16 protein-coding genes are annotated in these 21,576 nt (G+C 69.6%); 11 read left to right on the top strand and 5 right to left on the bottom strand.

All coding sequences use genetic code 11. The features are described from left to right. Positions 1–702: 702 nt before the first annotated feature. Both ACZ7LU_RS10785 and ACZ7LU_RS10780 read right to left on the bottom strand, forming a co-directional pair. A complete protein-coding gene (locus tag ACZ7LU_RS10785) occupies positions 703–1,107 on the bottom strand; it encodes a hypothetical protein (protein ID WP_468084997.1) in 405 nt (134 codons plus the stop codon). A 173-nt stretch (positions 1,108–1,280) separates the two neighbouring features. Next, positions 1,281–2,081: a bestrophin-like domain gene (locus tag ACZ7LU_RS10780; protein WP_471916439.1), complete on the bottom strand. Its 801-nt coding sequence runs from the start codon at positions 2,079–2,081 to the stop codon at positions 1,281–1,283. Positions 2,082–2,512: 431 nt separating this feature from the next. Here ACZ7LU_RS10780 and ACZ7LU_RS10775 point away from each other — a divergent pair, with 431 nt between their 5' ends. The 6 genes from ACZ7LU_RS10775 (at position 2,513) to ACZ7LU_RS10750 (ending at position 10,124) form a co-directional block, all read left to right on the top strand. Further along, entirely contained in the window at positions 2,513–3,337 is an 825-nt protein-coding gene (locus tag ACZ7LU_RS10775; protein WP_468315237.1) for an FAD binding domain-containing protein, read from the top strand. A 1-nt stretch (position 3,338) separates the two neighbouring features. Next, complete coding sequence (locus tag ACZ7LU_RS10770) at positions 3,339–6,116, top strand: molybdopterin-dependent oxidoreductase (protein WP_471916438.1); 2,778 nt, start codon at positions 3,339–3,341, stop codon at positions 6,114–6,116. A 276-nt stretch (positions 6,117–6,392) separates the two neighbouring features. Continuing rightward, the gene (locus tag ACZ7LU_RS10765) at positions 6,393–7,055 is read left to right on the top strand and encodes a hypothetical protein (RefSeq protein WP_471916437.1); all 663 of its coding nucleotides are present in this window, start codon (positions 6,393–6,395) and stop codon (positions 7,053–7,055) included. Between the two features lie 175 nt (positions 7,056–7,230). After that, entirely contained in the window at positions 7,231–7,830 is a 600-nt protein-coding gene (locus ACZ7LU_RS10760) for an isochorismatase family protein (RefSeq protein ID WP_398311650.1), read from the top strand. Between the two features lie 10 nt (positions 7,831–7,840). After that, the gene (locus ACZ7LU_RS10755) at positions 7,841–8,749 is read left to right on the top strand and encodes a GlxA family transcriptional regulator (protein WP_471916436.1); all 909 of its coding nucleotides are present in this window, start codon (positions 7,841–7,843) and stop codon (positions 8,747–8,749) included. A 136-nt stretch (positions 8,750–8,885) separates the two neighbouring features. Further along, complete coding sequence (locus ACZ7LU_RS10750; protein ID WP_468085037.1) at positions 8,886–10,124, top strand: FUSC family protein; 1,239 nt, start codon at positions 8,886–8,888, stop codon at positions 10,122–10,124. A 63-nt stretch (positions 10,125–10,187) separates the two neighbouring features. Here the strand turns inward: ACZ7LU_RS10750 and ACZ7LU_RS10745 are convergent, their stop codons facing one another. After that, positions 10,188–11,624 (bottom strand): CoA transferase, encoded by a 1,437-nt coding sequence (locus ACZ7LU_RS10745; RefSeq protein WP_471916435.1) that lies wholly within the window; start codon positions 11,622–11,624, stop codon positions 10,188–10,190. Positions 11,625–11,868: 244 nt separating this feature from the next. Here ACZ7LU_RS10745 and ACZ7LU_RS10740 point away from each other — a divergent pair, with 244 nt between their 5' ends. Next, entirely contained in the window at positions 11,869–13,065 is a 1,197-nt protein-coding gene (locus ACZ7LU_RS10740) for a TolB family protein (RefSeq protein ID WP_471916434.1), read from the top strand. Between the two features lie 125 nt (positions 13,066–13,190). On the opposite strand, the gene ACZ7LU_RS10735 is transcribed toward ACZ7LU_RS10740, so the two are convergent. Further along, the gene (locus ACZ7LU_RS10735) at positions 13,191–14,132 is read right to left on the bottom strand and encodes an endo-beta-N-acetylglucosaminidase H (RefSeq protein ID WP_471916433.1); all 942 of its coding nucleotides are present in this window, start codon (positions 14,130–14,132) and stop codon (positions 13,191–13,193) included. A gap of 421 nt (positions 14,133–14,553) precedes the next feature. Here ACZ7LU_RS10735 and ACZ7LU_RS10730 point away from each other — a divergent pair, with 421 nt between their 5' ends. From ACZ7LU_RS10730 to ACZ7LU_RS10715, 4 genes are all read left to right on the top strand, one after another. Then, complete coding sequence (locus ACZ7LU_RS10730; RefSeq protein ID WP_471916432.1) at positions 14,554–15,534, top strand: ABC transporter permease; 981 nt, start codon at positions 14,554–14,556, stop codon at positions 15,532–15,534. A 1-nt stretch (position 15,535) separates the two neighbouring features. Next, entirely contained in the window at positions 15,536–16,456 is a 921-nt protein-coding gene (locus ACZ7LU_RS10725) for an ABC transporter permease (RefSeq protein ID WP_468563868.1), read from the top strand. Next, positions 16,453–18,573, top strand: a complete 2,121-nt coding sequence (locus ACZ7LU_RS10720; protein WP_471916431.1) for a dipeptide ABC transporter ATP-binding protein — start codon at positions 16,453–16,455, stop codon at positions 18,571–18,573. The genes ACZ7LU_RS10725 and ACZ7LU_RS10720 overlap by 4 nt, the downstream gene beginning before the upstream one ends. Before the next feature lie 66 nt (positions 18,574–18,639). Continuing rightward, complete coding sequence (locus tag ACZ7LU_RS10715; protein ID WP_471916430.1) at positions 18,640–20,322, top strand: ABC transporter family substrate-binding protein; 1,683 nt, start codon at positions 18,640–18,642, stop codon at positions 20,320–20,322. Positions 20,323–20,366: 44 nt separating this feature from the next. On the opposite strand, the gene ACZ7LU_RS10710 is transcribed toward ACZ7LU_RS10715, so the two are convergent. Beyond that, a complete protein-coding gene (locus ACZ7LU_RS10710; RefSeq protein WP_471916429.1) occupies positions 20,367–21,491 on the bottom strand; it encodes a hypothetical protein in 1,125 nt (374 codons plus the stop codon). Positions 21,492–21,576: the final 85 nt, after the last annotated feature.

The raw sequence follows: 21,576 nt of genomic DNA, 5'->3' as shown, positions 1-21,576 counted from the left end.
TTCTTGGCCAGTTGGAAGGCGTTTCCGGTGCGTACCATCGCCACTTGGGGGTCGACGTCACGCCACTTGGCGCCCTGGGGGATGCCCTTGACTGCGGCGAAGTCCGGGACCTGGTAGCCGGTGGCGAACGGTACGAACGGCGGCGGACCGACGGCGTACGTCAGCCCTCCTTCCGTACCATCGGCTGCCGCGTACTCCACTGTGTCCTCAGCCGTGTCTTCGGCGCGTTCCATTTGAACGAGAGGCATGTCGTTCGGGAACTGGGTCTCTTGCTCGCTACTCACGCTGCGGCCCCTTCCGTGAGCGTCCTGGCCGCGCCTGGCGTTCCTCATCGCGGCCTTCCATACCGCCAACGCGGCGGACACCCGTCGGGAAACGGCGTTAAGCGGAGACTCTCACGGCTATGCCGTGCACACCCCCGAGACTTCGAACGACCGCGATCACCTTCGAGCGGCCCGGTCCGGCGCCATGTCGTGAGCCACCTCGCCCCTAACGACTCCAGGTCGATCGCCGAGACCACGGCACCATGGCAGAGGAGCTAACCGCGGTGGCAGCATCCGCATCTGCAGCCGCTTCTACTCCAGCCTGCGTCAGCGTTCCTCCCCGTCGGCAGGGCAGCGAGGGCATCGTGCACACTCGCCTCGCGCCCCCGCCGCGGAGTACACCCACACCGCTAATCAGGCGCAGTTCGAGATGAGCTTCTCACCTGAGGCGGGTCCAGGGCTTGTTGCAGATCAGCTTCTTGCCCGGGCTGACGCATGAGGTCTCGTGCACATGCCCGTCGGTGGTGATGGCCTTGATCCAGACGGTCTGGCCCTGCTCGCTGAGGGTGATGTCGCAGGCGCGTGCGGGGTAGCCCTTGTTGTCGGACAGCTCCTGCCACACGATGTTCTTGGCCTTCTTGTCCCAGGCTCCGGCGTAGGCGCGGCCGTCGGCGAGGGCGACGGTGTGCTCCTCGTTCTTGTTGGGGGCGAAGGAGTCGATGGCCCGGCAGTTGGGCCCGCCGTGGCGGGGTTCGGTGGCGGCATGCGCCGGTGCGGCCAAGGCTGCCAGCGCCAAGATGAACGGGGCCGCAATGCCCACGGCGCGACGTGTGTTGAGAGTCATGGTTCCTCTTTGCCGATCGGGAGTCCGTTGCCCGGAAAAGTCACGGGCACAGATCCCTCATCGGCCGCCCAGGACAACCACTGAAGACGGCTGGTGTGATGATCACCCCTGTGGTCGTACGTTTCTTCCCAGCACCACCCTGCTTGAGAAGACGGCTGTAAGCGCAGCTACTCCTAGTCGTTCTTCTTGACGCCCTTGTCGGTACAGGGCAGGCGGCCGTTGCCATAGGCGGTGGTGTAGTCGTCGGTGATGTCTTCGGCGACGCCGTTGAGGGCGGTGGGAGAGATCTGGATGGCGCCGCTGAAGGGCCGCTCCACGTCCCGGATGACGAGCAGGACAGTCGTGAGCAGGGCGGTGAGGACGATCAGGCCACTGGTGACGAGCAGGACGTTCTTGCGTGGGAGGCACAGGGCCAGGGCGACCACGAGGAAGGCCAGCGCGGCGAGGGTGAGCCAGTACACGGCGCTGGGGATGGCCGGAGTGGACTCGGCGATGCGGGTCTGGCGGGCCTCTGAGCGTTCCTTGTCCGCGGAGACCAGCATGTTGAATGCGGAGGCCTCGGTGCCCATCTGCTTCAGGGCTGCACGGAAGTCAGTGGTCCAAGTACTGGGTTCCTGTGCGCCGCGGCCGTCGGCCATGGCCGGCCATTCATAGGCGCGTACGGCGCGGGCATAGCAGACGACATCGGCCTGCAACCGCTGGCGCTGCGAAGCGGGGGCGTAATCGGCGACTTCGAAAATGTGATCCACCACGCCCGCCTCTTTCCGGGCGGCCTCGTCCGCTTTGCCGTTGGACGTGGAAGCGGTCACCAGTACGAAGGCGAGGACGAAAACGGTCAGGGTCTGAAGGGGTAGAACGAAGTCCCGAATCGTCAGGGAGGGGGTTTCCGTTTCCTCCAAGCGGCGGCGCAGCACCCAGTGGGCGGTCAGCCCGCCGATCAGAGCCAGGGCCGCTACGACGATGGTGATGATCACGCGATACCTGTTTCGTTCTGAGCCGACGCCCCGGGAAGCGATCATCACGCCCTGATCACCTCGTGCCTGTTCAACGACCCGGCCGCGATGCGGCAGATCACCCTTTCAGCGGCTGGTTCGTGTTGCGCTGACCCTGCCTGCCGGTGACGGTCCCGCGGATCTGGTCGAGTTCCGTGTGGGTTGTTGCCTTGCTGCGCCGGAGCGGAGGTGGTTCACGGCTGTCGCGGGGACGAGCGCGCAATTGCTGGGCCGCCGCACACATCCCCAGCGACGCGCATTTCCCACGAGCCGGGTCGATCCGGTCTCCACCAGGACGCGGCGTTACGCAACTGACAGGTTGGAAGTTGGCACAAACGCGAGCGCGTGCAGCAGCCGGTTCGCTGGTCGGCGGGAGCGGACGGCTGTGAGGTCGGCGGGAGGAGCGGACGGGTATGGATCTTGTGGAGGTCGGCGCGGTGCTCGACGCGCGCAGTGGCGTGCGATGGGAGACCGGGGACGCGTGGCTGGGCGGCGGCACCTGGCTGTTCTCCGCACCTCGGCCCGGGATCCGCCGTCTGTGGGATCTGAGCCGGATGGGCTGGGAACCGCTGGCGGCCGATGAGGCCGGTCTGGAGCTCGCTGCGACGTGCACGGTAGCTGAACTGCTGTCCTTCGCCGTACGACCGAACGGGCCGTGGCCTGCTGCACGCGCCCTGATGGCGGATTGCTGCCGGGCGTTCTCCTCGTCTTTCAAGGTGTGGAACACGGCCACGGTGGGCGGCAACGTGTGTCTGGCACTGCCGGCCGCGCCGATGGTGTCGATGGCGGCCGCCTTGCACGGCGTGTGCGTGCTGCGTGCCGCCGATGGCCGCGAGCGCCAGTTGCCGGTGCGCGATTTCGTGACCGGTTACGGCCGGACGCGTCTGAGGCGTGGTGAAATGCTGCGCTGTCTTCGGCTGCCGGCCACAGGCCTGGTCCAGCGGATGGCGTTCCGCCGCGTGAGTCTGCGCCCCGGCGGGCACTCGGCAGCGCTGGTGATCGCGACATCGGCCCTCGAACACGGGCGTTTCACTGTCACGCTCACCGCGGCGACCACACGCCCCGTGCAAGTGTCCTTCCACCGGCTGCCCACGGCGGCCGAGCTGCACGCGGCGATCGAGCAGGCCGTCGACCCAACGCTGATCGTGGACGATGTCCACGGCGCCCCGGCATGGCGCCGTCACCTCATCGTTCACTTGGCCGACGAAGTGCGGCGCGAACTCGGGGCGGAGCACTGACATGGACCGTCCCATCAGGCTCAACGGCCGGCTCGTATCCGAGCCCCCGGCCCCAGGTCAGTGCCTGCGCACATATCTGCGTGAGCGCGGCTGCTTCGGGGTCAAGAAGGGGTGCGACAGCGGGGACTGCGGCGCCTGCACCGTGCATGTGGACGGCATGGCCGTACACAGCTGCCTCTATCCGGCTGTGCGTGCTTCGGGGCGGGTGGTGACGACGGTGGAGGGCCTGACCGAGGGAGGCCCCCTGCACCTCGTGCAGCAGGCCTTCGCCGCCACCCAAGCCTTCCAGTGCGGTTACTGCGCCCCGGGGTTCGTCATGACCACTGCCGTCAGGGATGACAATCAGACCATCGGACTATCCGAAACCCTCAAGGGCAACCTGTGTCGCTGCACGGGCTACCGGCGTATCGAGGAAGCCATCCAGTCAACGCAGCAAGGCCAACCCGCGGACGAGTCGGCCACCACCGCGGCAGGAGACACTTCTGCCGCCGGGTTGACCGACACTGAAGGCGTTGTCACCGGCAAGGCCCGCTTCACCCTCGACCACCCGGGCCCTGTGGGGCTGTTGCACGTCAAGCTGGTCCGCTCCCCGCACCAGCACGCCCTCATCACCGCCATCGATTCCGCCGATGCCCTCGCCGTGCCGGGCGTCCACACCGTCCTGACCCACCACGACGCGCCCCCGATCCGCTTCTCCACCGCGCTGCACGAACACGCCGACGAAGACCCGGCCGACACCCGCGTCCTGGACGATGTCGTGCGCCATGTCGGCCAGCGCGTGGCCGCGGTGGTGGCCGACAGCGAAGCCGCAGCCGACGAGGGCTGCCGCCGTGTGCGCGTCACCTATCGGATCCTGCCCGCTGTCACCGACACGGACCACGCTCTGTCGCCCGACGCCCCCCACGTACACCCCGGCGGCAACATCGTCGACGAACTGCACACCGCCACCGGCGACTTCGATGCCGCACTGGCCGAGGCGGACCATTCCTACGAGGGGACGTTCCACACGCACCGGGTACAGCATTGCGCGCTGGAAACCCACGCCACCCGCGCCTGGGAAGACAGCACGGGGCGGCTCCGTGTCCATACCGCCACCCAGGCCCCCCACCTGACCCGTCGGCTTCTGGGCGCTGTTTTCGGCCTGCCGCTGGAGCGCGTGCAGGTGACGGCCGCGCGGCTGGGCGGCGCGTTCGGCGGGAAGCAGGAGATGCTCACCGAGGACATCGCCGTCCTCGCCACTCTGCGCATAGGACGGCCGGTCCAGTTGGAGTACACCCGGGCCGAGGAGTTCACGGCCACGACCCGTCACCCCTTCAAGATCCGGGTGAGGATCGCTGCCCGTCGGGACGGCACACTCACCGCCCTGGGGCTGCACGTCCTGTGCGATACCGGCGCCTACGGCAACCACGGCCCCGCCGTCCTGCGCCGCGCCTGCACCGAAACCCTCAGCCTCTACCACTGTGCGAACATCGTGGTTGACGGCTGGGCGCTGTACACGCACAGCGTGCCGGCGGGCGCTTTCCGCGGCTACGGCATCGGCCAGGTCGCCTTCGCCGTCGAGTCCGCCCTCGACGAACTCGCCCGCACCGCCGGCCTCGATCCTCTGGCCCTGCGACGCAAGGCTTACCTGCGCTCCGGACAGTCCGCACCGGCTGTGGCGGCCGACGGCACGCCCCCCGTCGGCGACCACGGCATCACCGGCTGCCTCGACATCATCGAAGCCGCCCGCGCCCGACACAAGGCCGTATCCCCTGCGCTTCCGGACCCGTCCTGGCTGGTAGGGGAAGGCATGGCCGTCACCGTCACCCACACCCTCCCTTCCGACGGCCACGTCGCCCAGGCCACTGCAACCCTCCGCGCAGACGGCACCTACGACCTGTGCACCGGCGCGCCGGAGTTCGGCAGCCAGGCAACGACCGTGCACCGCCGGATTGCCGCCGCCGCACTGGCCACCACCGTCGACCGGATCCATGTCCGGCAGGGCGACACCGACCTGCTCGCCCATGACACCGGGGGCTTCGTCTCCACCGGCTCCACCCTCGCCGCCCGCGCCGTCCACGACGCTTGCCACCGCCTGCACACGGCCGTGCTCGAAGCCGCAGCCGCCCACACCGACACCGCCCCGGAAAACGGTCGCCTCCGCCAGGACGCTGTCGACTGCGACGGCCGCCTCCTGCCCCTGCCCGTGCTGTACCGAATTGTGTGCGAGGCCGGCCAAGAACTCACCGCCACGGCCTCCCGTCACGCCAACAGCGGCGCCCCCGGGCTGGCCTCCAACGCCCAGTGGATTCGCCTGGCCGTCGACCCGGACACCGGCCTGGTCACCCTCCTGCACTCCGTCCACGCCAGCGATGCCGGGACCGTCCTGGATGCCCGGCAACTGCGCGGCCAGATCGAAGGCGCCGTCGCCCAGGGCATCGGCACCACGCTGATGGAAGAACTGCGAACCGACCGGCACGGCCGCGTCATCACACAGGAACTGCGCACCTATCCGATCCCCCATGCCGCCGATGTCCCCCACACTGACGTCCACTTCGTGCCCGCGTCCTCCCCCGGCGGACTCCAGGCGGCCAAACCCGCGAGCGAAGCCGCCTTCAACCCCGTCGCCCCCGCCCTGGCCAACGCCCTCCGCGACGCCACCGGCATCCGCTGCACGAACCTCCCGCTGCGCGCCGACTCCATCTGGGCGCAACTGAACGCATACGCGCCGCACCTACGCGGAGAGCGCACCGCGGCGGACCACCCCTCACCAGCGCCAGAAACGCCTGCCGGTGGGTGAAGCCACTCGTCCGATGACGCCGGACCACGTCACCGAGACCGAACCCCGCTTGTTCGCTCCGGCGCCGCCGCGATGGCAGACCGTGTGGTGATCTATGGGGTGCTGTTACATGAACTGCGGATAACCGCCATGACGGTTGAACTAGGTTGATTAAGCACTCACCGCACAGCACGGACGGCGAGGGCAAACAGGACAGCTCCCGGTGCGGCGCCGCCCGACCAGCGGAGCCGTGCCGTGCGTGCGAACAGATCCATGACCGTGAAGGGGAACCACGCTATGCGTAACACCACCCACCGCCGCAGCGCCCTGCGTACTGCCACCGTTTCGGTCCTCGCCGGTACGGCGCTCCTGGCCCCGGCGGCAGCCGCGCTGGCGAGCGCGCCCGCCACGGAGCGGCCCGCCGCGGTGCGGAGCGTCGCCGCCAAGCCCGTGAAGATCGACATCGGTGCCGGCGTCACCATCCCGGTCAAGGATGGCAAGCCGTACTACAACGGCAAGGCCCTCAAGCCGGGCCAGACGGTCAACGACGGCATCTACCTGCACCTGAGCTCCGACGGCAAGCGCCTGTACAGCAAGACGCAGGGCGGCGGCACGCCGTACGCCATCTGGGACGTCAAGACCGGCAAGAGCCTCGGTACCCAGAAGAACAGCCCCACCGCCGCGGTGAAGCCCGCGCTGACCGCCAAGCCCTCGGCGACCTCCGTAAAGGCATGGCAGGAGCTGCGCGTCAGCGGCAAGGCCACCGGCATCAAGGCGGGCGCCACGGTCGGCCTGCAGCAGAAGCAGCGCGGCACGTGGAAGACGCTGCCCGCCTCCACGACCGTCAACAAGTCCGGCGCATACACCCTGCGCGTCAAGCTCGGCCTCAAGGGCAAGAACGAGCTGCGCATGCAGAGCGGCTCCACCCTGTCGCCCGTCTTCACGGTGACGGTCCGCTGACACCGCCGCGACACGCGTACGACATCCGGGCGCCCGTCACCCCCAGGGGTGGCGGGCGCCCGGATGCTGCGCATATGGGGCTGCACACGCAGGGCTGCACACGCTGACCGAATCGGTCCGCTTCGGGACCCGATGCGGCCTGTTGCCGCCCCGTCCGGCGGCTCAGGCTTGGGGCATGAACCGAGCACTGATCGTCATCGATGTCCAGGAGTCCTTCCGCGCCCGCCCACTCTGGGCGACCACCTCCGACCTGAAGATCACCGATCAGGTGAACCGACTGGTCCGGCTCGCCCGCCGAGCCGGGGACCTGGTGGTGTGGGTGCTGCACTCCGAGCCCGGCACCGGCGATGTCTTCGACCCGGCCCTCGGCCATGTACGGCTGATGGAGGAGCTGGAAAGAGCGGACGGGGAGCCGCTGATCCACAAGACCTCGCACAACGCCTTCACCACCACCAACCTGCAGCAACTCCTCACCGAGCGCGGCATCCGCGAACTCATCATGTGCGGCATCCGCACCGAGCAGTGCGTGGAAACCACCACCCGTGTGGCCGGCGACCTCGGCTACCGGGTCACCGTCGCCATCGACGCGACCGCGACCAACCCCATCCCCCACCGCGACGCTCCCGCCGACCAGAGCATCGCCGAACTGCTGGCCGATCCCCGCACGCTGCCCGCCGAAGAGGTCATCAGACGCACCGAGTACGCCCTCGCCGGACGCTTCGCCACCATCACGACGGTCGACCGGCTGGAGGCCGCCGCGGGACTTCCGTCATGATGACCGAATCGTGAGTCACATCGTCTTCTTCCTCGTGCCCGGCGTCCACCTCCTGGACCTGGCAGGACCCGCGCAGGTCTTCTCCACGGCCGCCGGCTTCGGGCATTCCTACACGCTCTCGTACGTCGCCGAGCAGCCCCGGGTCTCCACCGCCCAGGGGCTGCCGCTGGTGGCGGAACTCGACTGGCCCGAGCTCGGGCCCGAGGATCACATCGTGGTGCCCGGCTGGCGGACAGCCGCCCTGGCCGATGCACCGGCCATCGGCGCCGCCTCCTTGCAGGTCCTCCGGGACCACCACGCCATGGGCGGGACCGTGGCCAGCGTCTGCAGCGGAGCCGAGGCGCTCGGCCAGGCCGGCCTCCTCCACGGCCGCCACTGCACCACCCACCACGACGTGCAGGACGAGCTGGCCCTGCGCCACCCCGGGGCGGTGGTCGTCCGCGACGTCCTGTTCACCGCCGACGACCGGGTGATCACCTCGGCCGGCATCGCCAGCGGCATCGATCTGGCCCTGCACCTGGTCGCCACCCGGCACGGCCCTGCCGTCGCGGCGCAGGTGGCCCGCGACATGGTCGTCTACGCTCGCCGCAACGGCCATGAGCCGCAGTCCAGCGCGATGCTCCGGCACCGGTCCCATCTCGACGACACCGTGCACCGCGCCCAGGACCTCATCGACGCCCGCTTCGACCAATCGCTCCCGCTCCCCGCCCTGGCATCGGCCGTCGGCGTCAGCGAACGCACCCTCACCCGCCTCTTCAGCCGCGCCACCGGGCTGACCCCGCTGCGCTACCAGCAGACCCTCCGCCTCGAACGCGCCCAACACCTGATCAGCCACGGCGCGACCATCGACGCCGCCGCCCGCTCGGTCGGTTTCGAAGACCCGCGCATGCTGCGCCGGCTCCGCGCCCGCACGGCCTGAGGACGGCCGGGCTCTCGATACCCGCCCTGCCCACACGGCCCACGGACGTGCCAGTGACTGGTGGTGCAGAACGGCGTCCGAGGGGTTCCTGGTGCTGAAGTGTGGTGAGAGGCTCATGATCGGGCACGTGAAGGAGATGCCGGACGTATCAGCCCCTGTGATCAAACTGGTGCGGCGGACCACCGAGCCCGTCGCGGTGCAGACGCTGCGCTCCACTGCCGCCGCCGTCATCTCCTTCGTCGTCGCCCTGATGGTTCTGCCCGCGCAACCCGCTCCCCTGACGGCCCCGCTCACCGCACTCCTGGTCGTCCAGGTCACCCTGTACGCGACCCTCACCACCGGCATCCGGCGCGTGAACTCCGTCGTCGTGGGTGTCCTCATCGCCATCGGCTTCACCACCCTGGTGGGACTCACCTGGTGGAGCCTGGGCCTGACGATCTTCACCTCGCTGATCATCGGCCGTTTCGTGCGAGTGAACGAGTTCGTGCCGGAGGTGGCGATCAGCGCGATGTTGGTCCTGGGGGTTTCCCAGGCCACGTCGGCCGCCTGGCACCGGGTGCTGGAGACACTGATCGGCGCCGGGGTGGGCCTGATGTTCAACCTGCTGTTCGCTCCTCCGGTGTGGACGCAGTCGGCGGGGGCTTCCATCGACGGGCTTGCGCGCGGCATGGGCAACATGTTCCGCACCATGGGTGCGGAGATCGCCGAGGGCCACCTCCCCTTCCCGCACGCGGCCGCCCGGCTGCACGAGGCGCGGCGCCTCGACCACGACATCGTGGAGGTCGACGCCTCGCTGCGGCAGGCGGAGGAAAGCCTGCGGATGAACCCGCGCGTACGGGAAGGGCTGCTGTCCCGAGTGGTGCTACGGACGGGGCTCGACACCCTGGAGATCTGTGCGGTGGTACTGCGGGTGCTGACCCGGAGCCTCACCGACCTGGCGAAGTTCCGTACGGAGGAGTCACTGTTCCCGCCGGACGTGTCGGCCGGCCTCCAGGAGCTGTTCGAGCAGTTGGCCGAGGCCATCGAGAGCTTCGCCCGGCTGATCACCACTCAGGTGGCCGCCAATGCGGAGCAGGCCGAGGAGCGGCTGACCGCCGCCTTGGCCGCGAGCCGAGTCACCCGTGACCGGGTCGCCGAGATGCTGCTGGAAGACGTGCAGGAGCATCCCAGGCAGTGGCAGCTGCACGGCGCGCTGCTCGCCGAGGTCGACCGGATCCTCGATGAGCTGGACCTCGACAAGCGCACCGAGCGCCTCTTGCAGGAGCTGGACCGCCGCTCGGCGGAGCACAGCGAGCGCTATCCGAGGCTCGCGGCGCTGCGCCGGCGGCTGCGCGGCGACAGTGGCACGGAGCGACGACCGGCTGTGGAGGCCTGAGTTCCCGTGGACGTGACACTCGTTCTCGTCTCACTCTCGTCGTCGCTGCCGTCGTACCTGCCGTCAGGCGGCGCTCCAGGCCGGGGCGTCCGTCCCCCACAGGCCAGACGGACGTCGCCAGTTCACCGGGCCTCCCTCGTACCACAGCGGCGGCAGCGCGTGTCGCAGTCTGCCCATGGGGCTGTCGGTCTCGGTCAGCCAGTGTTCTGCGTCGAAGCCGTCATCGCCCTCGCCCGGAGCAGGCGCTGCGGGTGCCGTGGGTGCCGCAGTTGCTGCGGGCGCCAGATCGTGGACCAGCCAGTGCGCGGTCTGTGTCAGGGCCAGGCGGATCAGCCGGGTGCCGCCCGTGCGGTGCTGCTCGGTGAGCGCGCGCAGTACGCCGGCCGCGAGCAGATAGCCGGTGCCGTGGTCGAGCGCCTGGGCGGGCAGCACGCCGGGCGATTCCGGCGAGCCCTCCAGTTCGGCGATGCCGGTGGCCACCTGGACGAGGCTGTCGAAACCGCGCCGCTCGTGCCGCGGACCGTAACGCCCCCACGCGGAGAGCTGGGCTATCACGAGGCCCGGCCGGCGCTCGGCGAGCGCCTCAGGCGTCAGCCCGAACTGTTCCATCGCGCCCGGCCGATAGCCGGTGACCACCACGTCCGCCTCGTCGAGCAGCTCCTCGAAGCGCCTGTGGTCGGTGGGCTGTCCCAGGTCCAGGGTGGCCGAGCGTTTCCCCATCCCTGTGTCGTTGTGGGCTTCCTGACTCTCCGGCAGCTGGGGGGCGTCGATCCGCAGCACGTCCGCGCCGAGCAGCGCCAGCGTCCGGGTGGCGACCGGTCCGGCCAGCACTCGGGTCAGATCCAGGACACGCAGCCCCTCGCACGGGAGTGCGGCCCCACCGAGCATCCGGTCCGGAGCGTCACCGATGCGCGCCATCGTCAGCAGCGGCTGCCGCGCGACGGCGATCCCCTGCTCGCTCTTGGCCCACTCCTCGGGGCTGCGTGCCGCGACGGCGAGGCCGCCGGCCGCGTACACCGCCTCCTCCACCTCCAGCGCGGAAAGTCCAGCGATCGTCCGGCCCACCACGTCCACCGTGTCCGTCGCGTCCTCGCCGGTGCCCTCCCGCACTCCGAGAGCGGCGAGCAACCGGGCCCGGTGGTGCGGGTAGTTGGCATGCGTACGAACCCAGCCGTCGGTCGCCCGCCAGAACCGGGACAGCGGCGAGAAGGTCGACCACGCCCGCCCGTCGACCCGCACCAACCGGTCGCTGAGGAACGCCGTCGCGACCGCCTCGTCATCGACCCGCACACGTGGCACGGGGCGCCCTGTACGTACGGAGGCGAGCTCGGCAGCCGCGAGCGAGCACACCGCGACGGTGGCCCGTGCCAGCTCCATGACCGGCAACCGCGCCGGCAGTCCGCCGGAGGGGCCGCCGTAGGACACCCGCCCGACCAGCGATGCATCGGCACCCAGTGCCACCCAAGCCTGCGACGTCCCGGATTCGATGGGAGAGTTCATCCCTGCACTATGGCACTGAGTGCCACGCGGAGGGAAGGTCGTCGCCACAGACCGAGGCATCGCACCATCGCAAGTCGTCCTCGCATGCATTGACCCACGGCGCACTCCGCGCTTTCATCGCGTGAGCCTCCGCACAGACCGTGCCGGGGCGTTGCCGGGAGAGGCACCAGAGAGGCACGCGGGGTGGCTGCGGCCCCCTCGGCCGAAGGGGGACCACCTGATGAGACCTTCTTTACGTATCTCCATGACCGCCGCCCTGGCGGCCGCCGTCACCTGTCTCGCCTGGCCCGCGGGGGCGGCGAGCGACGACCGGGCCCCGCGCACCGAACGGATCAGCGTGGCGCCCGACGGCACCGGTGGCAACCATCATTCGGTGGATCCGACCGTCAGCGCGGACGGACGCGTCGTCGCCTTCATGTCGTCGGCGACCAACCTGGTGCCCGGCACCGTCATGCCCAACAACGTCTTCTACCGAACGGCTCCTGACACGCCCCTCAAGCGCGTGGAGCTGCCGGGCGAGTCGACGATGTTGCCCCGGGTGTCCGATTCGGGGCAACACCTGACGTTCACGTCGTACTCGGCCACGACCCAGAAGTACTCCGTCCATGCCATGGACCTGCGCACCGGGCGCATCGAGCCCGTCGCGCCCGCGCTGGACGGCGGCTACCGCGCGACCTTCGGCGCGGCCCCGCTCAGCGCGGACGGGCGGTATGTCGCCTTCGTGGCCAAGACCGCTGCCGATGAGAACGGCATGTCCCGTTGCCGGATCCTGCTCCTGGACCGCCGGACCCAGCAGCTGTGGCGGGCCGGCCCCTCCACGAACCGCGATTGCCAGGACATCTCCATGAGCGCCGACGGCCGCAAGGTGGCCTACCGGGTCGGCTACTCGGGGCCGTCCGACGACGACCAGGCGGACATTCTGGTGTACGACCGCGTGACCGGGCGGACCGTGCAGGCCGATGTCACCCACAACGGGGCGGCGGCCGACAGGTCGGCGCTTGCTCCGGTGCTGAGCGCCGACGGATCCAAGGTGGGCTTCAACTCGGTGGCCACCAACCTGGTCCCGGGCACCGACCCCAACGGCGACACCGGCACGTCCTGGAACGCGTTCGTCCGTGACCTGAGCACCGGCACACTGCAGCGGTACGACGGCCACTCCCCCACCGATCTCACGCAGGTGTCGGATCTGTCGGCGGACGGCTCGAAGCTGCTCCTCAACACGGCCGACGTGAACGGCACGACGCTGGGCCTGATCCTGCGCGATCCGCGCACCGGCCACGAGGAGTTGCTCTCACCCGGCCAGGACGGCAGGCCCGTCACCGTGGCCCGGGCGGCACTGAGCACGGACGAGTCGACGGCCGTCTTCAGCTCCTACCACCCCGGTCTGGTCCCCGACGACACCAACCTCATCGGAGACGTCTTCGTACGCACCCTGCGCTGACCGGACTTCACCGAGCCCTCGGCTAAACCGGGGGGGCGTCCCGCTCGACGTGAAGCGGGGCGCCCCCCAGGGCCGCACGACCGCGCCCCGACATCGTTGTCTAAAGCGCGGAGCGCGCGGTCCTCCTACGGCGTGTAGACGGCGTTACTGCCGTACAGCTCCCTGGTGAACGCGGATACATCGGCACTGCGGTCGGAGCCGTCAAGGTTGTACGTCAGGTAGACGCCGTAGCCCTCCGCGACGGTGCGGCGGGCGAGGGCGGCGGATGTGCTCTGCGAGGTCCCGCCGATCTCTACGGCCGCCGGCGACAGCTTCGACTTGGGCAGGGCGATGCGCGGAACCTGCCAGGTGCCGTAGTACGGGTTCCAGGCGTAGTCGAACTTGGACGAGATGTCGACGCCGCCGTAAGAGAGGCGCGAGGCGGCCGGACCGATGTTGTAGAGACTGATGATCTTGTCCGGCATGTTCGCGCGCAGCGCCGTCACCAGGTGCACGAACGAGCTGGCGTTGGGCTGGCCGGTGCCGTTCTTGCCGTACTCGGCGTACTCGTCGTCGAAGTCGATGCCGTCGAGGCCGTACTTGGTCACGGCGTTCGACAGCTGCTTCGCGAACGCGGAGGCCGCCTTCTGCGAGGGGAAGTTGGCGAAGCCGGCGCCCTGGTGGTTGCCGAGCACCGAGAGGACGACCTTGATGCCCTTCTCCTGCAGCGGCCGTATCTCGGTGTCGGCGTTGTCGAGGACGCGCTGGACGTTCTCGTTGAAGTGCAGGTACGCCGACTTCGTACCCGTGTCGTAGTTGATGTTCGCTGCGAAGATCACGGCGACGTCGAAAACGTTGTCACCGCCGTTGGCGAGGGTGTACTTGCCGACGTTGCGCATGCTGTTGTTGTTCACCTCGACGTACGCCACCGAGGTCGGTCCCTGCTTCGCGGCAGCGGGGACGGGGGCAGGGGCGGGAGCGGGGGCCGCTGCCGCGCCCGTCGTGGCGGTCGTGCCGAAGGCGAGGGCCGCGACGGCCGAGAGGGCGAGCGCGGCCGTCCGCGCTCTGCTCCGTACCAGACTGAACATCGTTGATCGGTCTCCCATCATGGTCGGCGCCCGGTCTGTTCGAAAGATCCGAGCGAGCCTCAGAGTTTTCCGCTCTCGTGACCGAATCCTGAAGATCCAGGGCGAACTCTTCACGACTTCCACGCAGTTGCGCTGCCGATCGGAGCCGGGCGCAGCCCCCGAAGGGAAGATCATTTTGTTGCGGCCGCATTGCGAGCCGTACAGCAATGTTGCGGGCTCAACGACAACGTTGCGAGCTCATGGCGGGACCGGTCACAACCTGGTGTGACCACCTAGTACGGACCAAGCTGACATTCGCCCCTTCGCGGCCCCGTTCCGTACCCGTTCGCCCGCAGAAAGCTCCACCACCCATGCACTCGACCTGTCTCTCCGACGCCGTACCGGCGCACCCCACGCATGTGGTGAGGGGGTGGGCCGCCCCATGCGCTATGTAGTGCGCAAGGCGGGTGGCTGGCTCTTGATGATCGTGGTCGCGACCAACGCGACCTATTTCCTGTCCAGTTGGTTTCTGGACCCCCGGTCGAACTTCAAAGAGCTGCGCCCCGCCCGCAGCGAGGCACAGATCTCGCGTGCCCTCGCCCCGTACAACCTCGACCCCGGTGAGCCGTTGGTGCACCGGTGGTGGAACTGGCTCACCTCCGTGACCCTCGACTTCGACTGGGGGAGGTCGCCCACCGGCGTCTCCGTCAACGGCGAGGTGGGCCACCGCGCGCTGGTCAGCGCCCAGTTGGTCGTCACGGCGACCATCCTGTCCGTCGTGATCGGTGTCGCGCTCGCCGTCTACACCGCCGCACGCCAGTACGGCCTGGCCGACCGCGTCGCACAGGCCGTCTCCATCGCGGTGTTCAACGTCCCGACGTCCGTCGCCGCACTCGCCGTCGTCTTCGTCGCCATCTGGCTCAACCAGCACGCCGGCCTCGGCTTCCTCTACGTCGCCGGGGAGAGCTCCCCCAACGTCGAGGGACTGATCCCGACGATCGGTGACCGTCTCCTCCATCTGATCCTGCCGACGCTCACCCTGACGCTGATGGGTTACGTGGGCTACCACCTGACGCAGCGTTCGCTGCTGCTCGACACGATCAATGCCGACTTCGTGCGCACGGCCCAGGCCACCGGCCTGACCCGCGGCCAGGCCGTCCGCAGGCACGCGCTGCGCGCCGCGCTGATCCCGACCGCGGCCTCCGTGGCGTTCAGCGTGCCCGCCATCTTCACCGGAGCCATCATCACCGAGACGATCTTCGGCTGGAACGGCATGGGCCGCTACTTCATCCAGACCATCAGCAAGAACGACGTGCACGGCACGGTCGCGACCGCCGCCTTCGCTGCGGTGCTCACCGCGATCGGCGCGATCCTCGCGGACATCGCCACCGTCTTCCTCGACCCGAGAGTGCGGGTGAACTGACATGGCGACAGTGACCGATGCCGTCCCGCCCCGGGCCGATACGGCCCGGCCGCACGCGGAGCTCGGGCGCGGCCGGCTCTATCTGCGGCGCTTCCTGCGCAACCGCCTCGCCGTCGCCGGCGTCGTGATCTTCGGGCTGCTCGTGCTGTTCAGCGTCTTCGGGGGCCTGTTCACGTCCTACACCCACACCGACGCCGACTTCACCGCCCTCACCCAGCCGCCGAGCGACGTGCACTGGTTCGGCACCAACCAGGGCGGCAACGACATCTACGCCAGTGCGGTGCACGGACTGCGGCGCTCGCTCGTGATCGCCGTGAGCGTGTCCGTCCTGACGGTCGTCGTCGCCGCGGTCATCGGCTCCGGCGCCGCGTACTTCGGCGGCCGGGTGGAGAGGCTGACGCTCGCCGTCATCCACTTCCTGCTAATCGTCCCCTCGTTCCTCATCCTCGCCCTGGTCTCCAACCGGCTGGCCGGTGACTGGCGCGTCCTCATCGTCGTCCTCACCGTGTTCGGCTGGATGTCGACCGCGCGGGTCATCTGGTCCGTCTCGACCTCGCTGCGCGAGCGGGACTACGTGACGGCGGCGGAGTTCATGGGGGTGAGCCCGCTGCGCATCATCCTGCGTCACATCATCCCCAACCTCGGCTCCCTGCTCATCGTCAACCTGACGCTCGGCGTCGTCGCGACCGTACTCAGCGAAACCGCGCTGTCGTTCCTCGGCTTCGGTGTCCAGACCCCGGACGTCTCCCTCGGCACGATGCTCGCCGACGGGGCGACCACCGTCACCAGCGCCCCGTGGCTCTTCGCTTTCCCCGCGGCCCTCGTCGTCCTGCTCACCGTGTCGATGACGTTCATCGGCGATGGGCTGCGCGACGCCCTCGACCCCACCTCTGTGACCGGCGCGGCGGGAGGCCGACGATGACACTCACCACCCCTCTGCGCGACGGCAAGGCCTCCCCCACCGGCACCGCCCCCGTACTCTCCGTGCGCGACCTGCGCATCTCCTTCCCCTCCGAGGCGGGATCCGTCGAGGTGGTGCGCGGCGTCAGCTTCGATCTGCTGCCGGGCCGCACCCTCGGCATCGTCGGCGAGTCCGGCTCGGGCAAGTCGGCCACCGCGATGGGCGTCATGGGCCTGCTGCCGCCCACCGCCGAGCTGCACGGTCAGGTGCTGCTCGGCGGTCAGGACCTGGTCGGCCTCGACGACCGGGCGCTGTCTCGGGTACGGGGGAAATCCATCGGCATGGTCTTCCAGGACCCTCTGTCCGCGCTCACCCCCATCTTCTCCGTGGGCAGACTGCTCTCCGACGCACTCCGGGTCCACCAGGACCTGTCCAAGAAGGCGGCCTGGAAGCAAGCCGTCGAACTGCTCGACCTCGTCGGCATCCCCGACCCCCGCACCCGCGCCTCGGCCTTCCCCCATGAGTTCTCCGGCGGCATGCGCCAGCGTGTGGTCATCGCCCTGGCGATCGCCAACCGGCCGAGCGTCCTCGTGGCCGACGAGCCCACCACCGCACTCGACGTCACCGTGCAGGCGCAGATCCTCGACGTCCTGCGGGTCGCGCAGCAGGAGACCGGCGCCGGGCTCGTCCTCATCACCCACGACCTCGGCGTCGTGGCCGGCCACGCGGACGACGTCGCCGTCATGTACGCGGGCCGCTTCGTGGAGAAGACGGACGTGCGCTCCCTCTTCCGCCGGCCGACGATGCCGTACACCGCGCGGCTCCTCGCAGCGGTGCCGACCGTGGACGGCGGGGTGCGCCGCCCTCTCGTCCCGATCGGCGGAGAGCCGCCCGCCCTCGCGCGTCTGTCTCACGGCTGCCCTTTCGCGAGCCGGTGCGCACTCGCGCTCGACGCTTGCCGCGCCGAGGAGCCCGAGCTGCGTCACGTGACGGGGCACGGGGACGTGGCGTGCCTGCGCGCGGCCGAGGTGGCCGACGGGACCCTGGACCCGGCCGGAGGTGTCGCACCCGTCGACCGGCGGGCGCGCACGGCGAGCGCCGAGCTCGGCGATGTGGTGCTGCGCGTCGAGGACCTCGTCAAGACCTTCCCCGTCACCAAGGGCGCGTTCGTCAAACGCCGGGTCGGCACGCTGCACGCGGTCAACGGCGTCAGCTTCGAACTGCGTGCCGGGGAGACGCTGGGCCTGGTGGGCGAGTCGGGCAGCGGCAAGACGACGACGTTGATGGAGATCCTGCGGCTCAGACGGCCGGAGGGCGGCCGGATCGAGATCGCGGGGAGGGAGGTCGGCGCGACGACCGCAACGGATGCCGGTACGTCGGACACTCCTTCCGCGACCGGGCGCGCTCGCACCCTGCGGCACGACGTGCAGATCGTCATGCAGGACCCGCTGGGCGCGCTGGACCCGCGCCTGCCCGTCCACGAGCTGCTCGCCGAACCCCTGCGGGTCGTCGGCCGCGACCGCGACGCGATCCGCTCCCGCGTCCACGAACTGCTGACGCTCGTCGGCCTCGACCCCGCGGTGAGCGACCGCTTCCCCGCCGCGCTCTCGGGCGGCCAGCGCCAACGCGTCGGCATCGCCCGCGCGCTGGCCACGGACCCGAGACTGCTCGCCCTCGACGAGCCGCTCTCCGCCCTGGACGTATCGGTCCAGGCCGGGGTGATCAACCTGCTCGGCAGGCTCAAGCGCGAGCTGGGCCTCGCCTATCTCATGGTCGCGCACGACCTCGCCGTGGTCCGCTACATCTGCGACCGCATCGCGGTGATGTACCTGGGGCACATCGTCGAGACCGGCGACACGGAGACGCTCTTCTCCGACCCGAAGCACCCCTACACGCGGGCGCTGCTGTCGGCGATCCCCGTCCCCGACCCCGAGCGCGAGCGCACCCGCGAGCGGATCGTCCTCAAGGGCGAGCAGCCCAGCGCCACGGACCTGCCGCGCGGCTGCGTGTTCATCGACCGCTGCCCGTTGTACCGCCTCGCCGACGACGGGGTCCGGGAGCGGTGCCGCACGGAGCGCCCCGCGCCCACGCCGGTACCGGGGCAGCCGGGCCACGCGTACGCCTGCCACGCCGCGTGAGCGGCACCCACTCCCCCCTACTCCCCTCCATCTCCCACCCCACCTTCAACACAAGGACGCTTTCCCATGCGCGCAAGACTGACCCTGCCCGTCGCCCTCATAGCAGCCATCTCCGTCACCGCCACCGCGTGCCAGTCCTCGTCCGGTGACGGCGCCGCGGGCTCGGCGGGGAAGGGCACCCCGTCCGCCGCGTCGGGAGCCGCCGACTACAACCCGACGGCGTACGACAAGCTCAAGGACGGCGGCACCTACACGACGGCGGGGACGTTCGACGAGCAGGGCAACCCGTTCAACGTCAACAGCACCCTGACGGCGACCCGGGTGTGGGCCTGGTACAACGCGAACGCGATCACCTTCTCGCCGACCGGTGAAGTGCGGTACAACCCGGACTACTTCAGCGATGTGAAGGTGTCCGTGAAGGGCGGCAACCAGAAGGTCGTCCTGACGATCAACAAGAAGGCCACTTTCAACGACGGAACACCGATCGACTGGACCGCGATCAGAGCCACGTGGAAGGCCAACAACGGTTCCGACAAGGACTACGCGGCCTCGGCCACGGACGGCTACGACCAGATCACCGGGGTCGCGCGGGGTAAGGACGACAAGCAGGCCGTCGTCACCTTCAAGGGGGTCAACGCCTCCTGGCCGAGCCTGTTCACCACGTTCCTGCATCCGAAGGCCGCGAAGGTCGACAACTTCAACAAGGCGTACGTGAAGAAGGCGCATCCCGAGTGGGGCGCGGGCCCGTACACGGTCGGCAAGTGGGACACCCACTCGGGCAACATCACCTTCGTCCGCAACCCGAAGTGGTGGGGCAGGAAGGGCAAGCTCGACAAGCGTGTCTACGTGAACCTGGAGTCGACCGCGGCGGTCAACGCGTTCAAGAACGGTCAGCTCGACTACGTCTCCGCGGTCGACGCCGAGAGTCTGAAGCAGGTGAAGGGACTCAAGGGCACCGAGATCCGGAGCGGAGGCAGCCCGTTCGTGTACTCGCTCTACTTCAACACCAAGTCGTCGGCTCTCGGGGACAAGGCGGTGCGCAAGGCGATCCAGGAGAGCATCGACCGCAGCCAGATCGCGAAGATCCAGTTCCAGGGGCTGGACTACAAGGAGCCGCTGCCCGGCTCGGGGCTGCTCTACAGCTTCCAGAAGGGGTACGAGGACAACGTCTCGGCCGTCCTGAAGTACGGGCCCGAGCAGGCGAAGAAGGACCTCGACGCGGCGGGCTGGAAGCCGGGGAGCGACGGGATCCGGGAAAAGGGCGGCAAGAAACTGGAGGTCGGCTACACGCTGCTGGGCGACGACCCGCTGGGCAAGGCCACCGCCGGCGCCCTGACCGCGATGTTGAAGCCGGTCGGCGTACGCCTCACCGTCAAGAAGGCCGACGACGCGGACTTCTCCAGCATCCTCAGCGAGCGGAAGTTCGACCTGTTCCTCTCGGGCAACCGCTCCATGGACCCCTACGGGGCCCGCTATCTGTGCGAGATGTACTGCTCCGACCGTGACTCGAACCTCACGGGAGCCGGGTCCCCGGCGCTGGACGAGGAGATCCGCGCCACGGCGGACATCGCCGATCCGGACAAGCAGGCAGCGGCGGCGAACAAGGCCGAGCAGAAGGCCTTCCAGGACTACGCCCGGCTCCCGATGTACAGCGGCCCGTCGACGTACAGCGTCAAGAAGGGCCTGTCGAACGTGGGCGCGACCATTTTCCTCAACCCGCTGCCGGAAACGGTGGGCTGGGAGAGGTAGGCCTCACCCAGCCCCCCCGGTCTGTCCCGGGCAGCCGGGCCCGCTCACTCCCTCGCCCCGGACGCCCCCTGCCCAGGCGCCGCCGTCCCCGGCGCCATCGGGTCCGGGGGCGGTGGAGACGGTGGGCCCACCGTGCCCTCGCGAAGTCGTTCGAAGACGAGGTCGAAGGTGAAACCCGCCGTGAAGCCGAGCGGGATGGTGAAGAACAGCAGACGGCGTACGTCGAGGGCGTCGAGGAGCGTGGGCACGCTCAGGAGCTGGGAGGCGAAGTACAGCAGGACCGAGACCAGGCCCGCACCCAGTCCCCGCACCGACGCCCGGCCCCACCGCGCGTCGCCCTCGAAGGAATTGCGGATGATCGCGCCCGCCGCCGCGGCGACGAGCGGGGCGCCCACCAGGACCACCAGGTCCTGTGCGCGGGCCGGGCGTGGCGGGCTGGCCGTGACCAGGCCCGTCAGCGCCGTGACCAGGCACACGGCCGCCGCGGCCAGCCCGGTCGCCGCACGCCGTGTGGCCGCGTGCTGTTCGCTCTCGGCCTCCGCGAGGCGCCGCAGTTTCCGCTCGCGCTGGCGCTGCAGGCAGGCGACGAGCCTGGCGGCGGAGTCCGGGGTCCAGTTGTCGCCCATGAGGCGGATGTCGGCGTCGTCCGCGTCGTTGCGCACCCGGTCGAAGTTGACCCACACCTGGCCCGCCCCGCCGCCGAAGGCCGCGACCGACACCAGCGGCAGCCGCTGCGACAGGGCGACGATCCCCGCCACCCTGGTGGACTGGCCGCCGCCCATCAGCAGGACTCCGTCGCACACCAAGAGCGTGCGGTAGAAGGCGACTTCCCACTCACCGCTGGTGTCCCGCAGGATCTCCACCCGCACATGCGCGCGCGGCGACAGACCGAAGTCCACGTCGCGGTGGCGCGGCGGGTACGCGGCCACCCGGCCGGGGAGCCGCTCGGTGCAGGCGTCCGCGTAGCCGCGTACGACATCGGTCTCGATGTATTCCGGGCTGCTGGAGAAGACCGCCACGTCGCATCCCGCGCGGGCGAGCTCCGCGCCCAGGCTGCGGCAGGCCTTGGGAGTGAGGTGTGCCGCGACGAGCGGGTGGGCGAACGTACGGCTCGGGTCCACGCTGCCGATCACGGCAATGAGCGGACGCGGCTCGTGCGACGAAGGCATGCTCCAGTCTAGCCGTGCGGCGCCGTGCGGCGCCGTACGACAGCGGGGCGTGAGCGGTCCGCGACGCCCACGGCTCCGTCCGCCC

Source organism: Streptomyces sp. NPDC039462 (assembly GCF_055639375.1).
Note: the sequence above shows the minus strand (reverse complement) of the source record. Positions and strands in the feature narration are given on the sequence as shown.

What these genes read in the sequence shown, in the direction of transcription:
- ACZ7LU_RS10785 (WP_468084997.1), bottom strand. Translation starts at nt 1,107, where the DNA reads ATGACTCTCAACACACGTCGCGCCGTGGGCATTGCGGCCCCGTTCATC.
- ACZ7LU_RS10775 (WP_468315237.1), top strand. Translation starts at nt 2,513, where the DNA reads ATGGATCTTGTGGAGGTCGGCGCGGTGCTCGACGCGCGCAGTGGCGTG.
- ACZ7LU_RS10770 (WP_471916438.1), top strand. Translation starts at nt 3,339, where the DNA reads ATGGACCGTCCCATCAGGCTCAACGGCCGGCTCGTATCCGAGCCCCCG.
- ACZ7LU_RS10765 (WP_471916437.1), top strand. Translation starts at nt 6,393, where the DNA reads ATGCGTAACACCACCCACCGCCGCAGCGCCCTGCGTACTGCCACCGTT.
- ACZ7LU_RS10760 (WP_398311650.1), top strand. Translation starts at nt 7,231, where the DNA reads ATGAACCGAGCACTGATCGTCATCGATGTCCAGGAGTCCTTCCGCGCC.
- ACZ7LU_RS10750 (WP_468085037.1), top strand. Translation starts at nt 8,886, where the DNA reads ATGCCGGACGTATCAGCCCCTGTGATCAAACTGGTGCGGCGGACCACC.
- ACZ7LU_RS10745 (WP_471916435.1), bottom strand. Translation starts at nt 11,624, where the DNA reads ATGAACTCTCCCATCGAATCCGGGACGTCGCAGGCTTGGGTGGCACTG.
- ACZ7LU_RS10740 (WP_471916434.1), top strand. Translation starts at nt 11,869, where the DNA reads ATGACCGCCGCCCTGGCGGCCGCCGTCACCTGTCTCGCCTGGCCCGCG.
- ACZ7LU_RS10735 (WP_471916433.1), bottom strand. Translation starts at nt 14,132, where the DNA reads ATGTTCAGTCTGGTACGGAGCAGAGCGCGGACGGCCGCGCTCGCCCTC.
- ACZ7LU_RS10730 (WP_471916432.1), top strand. Translation starts at nt 14,554, where the DNA reads ATGCGCTATGTAGTGCGCAAGGCGGGTGGCTGGCTCTTGATGATCGTG.
- ACZ7LU_RS10725 (WP_468563868.1), top strand. Translation starts at nt 15,536, where the DNA reads ATGGCGACAGTGACCGATGCCGTCCCGCCCCGGGCCGATACGGCCCGG.
- ACZ7LU_RS10720 (WP_471916431.1), top strand. Translation starts at nt 16,453, where the DNA reads ATGACACTCACCACCCCTCTGCGCGACGGCAAGGCCTCCCCCACCGGC.
- ACZ7LU_RS10715 (WP_471916430.1), top strand. Translation starts at nt 18,640, where the DNA reads ATGCGCGCAAGACTGACCCTGCCCGTCGCCCTCATAGCAGCCATCTCC.
- ACZ7LU_RS10710 (WP_471916429.1), bottom strand. Translation starts at nt 21,491, where the DNA reads ATGCCTTCGTCGCACGAGCCGCGTCCGCTCATTGCCGTGATCGGCAGC.